2 protein-coding genes and 1 pseudogene are annotated in these 1,602 nt (G+C 62.4%); 2 read left to right on the top strand and 1 reads right to left on the bottom strand.

From position 1 onward, the window contains the following. Positions 1 to 184: transposase domain-containing protein (locus ACSQ3E_RS30815; RefSeq protein WP_436125508.1), on the top strand; the 184-nt coding region annotated here is incomplete at its 5' end. A 399-nt stretch (positions 185 to 583) separates the two neighbouring features. Here ACSQ3E_RS30815 and ACSQ3E_RS30810 read toward each other — a convergent pair. Further along, positions 584 to 1,288, bottom strand: a pseudogene (locus ACSQ3E_RS30810) (IS110 family transposase); the annotation flags it as partial. A 125-nt stretch (positions 1,289 to 1,413) separates the two neighbouring features. Between ACSQ3E_RS30810 and ACSQ3E_RS30805 the strand changes: the two are divergent. Next, positions 1,414 to 1,602, top strand: a 189-nt coding sequence (locus tag ACSQ3E_RS30805) for a hypothetical protein (RefSeq protein ID WP_436125507.1), incomplete at its 3' end; no start/stop codon positions are given.

The raw sequence follows: 1,602 nt of genomic DNA, 5'->3' as shown, positions 1-1,602 counted from the left end.
CGATGGTGGCGGCGGCCGCTGGGCGATCGTTTGCTCTCTCACCGAAACTGCCAAGCTCAATGACGTTGAGCCCTATGCCTATCTGGCCGACGTACTGCAGCGCATGCTCGATGGGCATCCCGTCAGCGGCCTCGACGAACTCCTGCCATGGGCGTGGAAAGCGCAAAATCCCGTCAAGAGCTGACATCACGTGCAGCCCCCGGACGCATACTGGGGTCTTGGGGTCGAGTTTTTGCAAGTCTTCGCCATCGTCGGTTCTCCTCCATAATAAGTAATCGTGTTCTGTTCCACGCCAGGCCGGCAAGGTTTGCGTTGTGACGAGGGTCTGATACGCCGCGCACTCTTCCGTGCTCTGCGACGGGATGGCTGGACCGCAAGAGAGCGGATTTCGAACCGTCGCTGCACATGTCGCTATCGGATATACGGGGCAGCATCACAGGCATTCCTGCGTGGTCCGCGCAGTGCGGCCACAGGCAAGATATCGTGCTTCCCGTTGTCCTGGTCTGTATCATTCCTCTGCCGCTCACGCGGACCTCCTTGAGCTGTTCGAGCCATCAGCCGGCTGGTGATAAAGCGGTGATGATCATGAGTTCGCGAGGCCCAGCCGTTGCAGTTTGGCAGCATTCGCCGCGGCAATGTCCGGCGCCGATGCGTCGGGATCGCCGACATAGAAGGTACCGTCGCGCCACATCGCATGCATCACGGTGGCGAGTTTGCGGGCTACCGCGACCCGCGCCTTGGCGTGGCATTTCGTCTTCGCGAGCTTCAGTCCCCAGGTCTTGAGCGCGTCGCGTCCCTTGAAGCGGGTGAGCAGCGCCGAGGCGGCCTCATAGAGTGCCCGGCGCACGTCGGGATCGCCGGCCTTGCTGATGCGGCCCTGCACGTCGATCGACGTTCCGGACTGCCATCGGCGTGACGTCAGCCCGAAGTAGGCGGCGACGTTGCGCGACCGGCGGAAGCGATGTGGGTCGTCGATGGCGCTGCTGTAGCTGAGTGCGGTCACGGGACCGACGCCGGGGATTGCCATGAAGCGGCGGCACAGCTCGTCGTGCATCGCGATCTGGACAACCAGCTTGTGCAGCACCAGATACTCGGCCCAGAGCGCAGCGCGTGCACGAAGCATGCAGTCCATCAGCCCCGCCGTCATTGCATCGCCGGCAACGGCGGTGCGCACCGCCTTCTCCATCGCGCCGCGGCCGACCTTGCCGAGCCGAATGCCGAACACCTTCAGCGAGTGGCGGATGGCGTTCTCGATGTCGAGGAACTTGCGTTTGAGATTTCGCCGCTGGCCGCAAGCCCGCGACCAAGCCTGCGGCGAAACAGGTAAAGCGCGCACCAGGCAGAGCGAAGTCATAGAGCACGTTCCGTCTCCGCCTCCCCGAGCATTCTGGCGAAGCTCACTTGCTTCGCTGGATGGCACTCGTGACCATGGGATCGACATCCCGATCATTACCGGCAGACACCAACCATCGCCAAGATGCCAAGCCCGATAGCGATGGGCGCAAAGAGCAATGCGACATTTGCCAAGCACTTCAATGGCGCCCATCGGTCGGAGATCGTTTTCCGTTCGTCATCCATTGGGCAATTCCTGTGTGCTTGGGC

The organism is Aminobacter sp. LjRoot7, assembly GCF_964252895.1.
Taxonomy (GTDB): domain Bacteria; phylum Pseudomonadota; class Alphaproteobacteria; order Rhizobiales; family Rhizobiaceae; genus Aminobacter; species Aminobacter aminovorans_B.
This window is presented reverse-complemented; position numbering and strand designations above follow the sequence as displayed.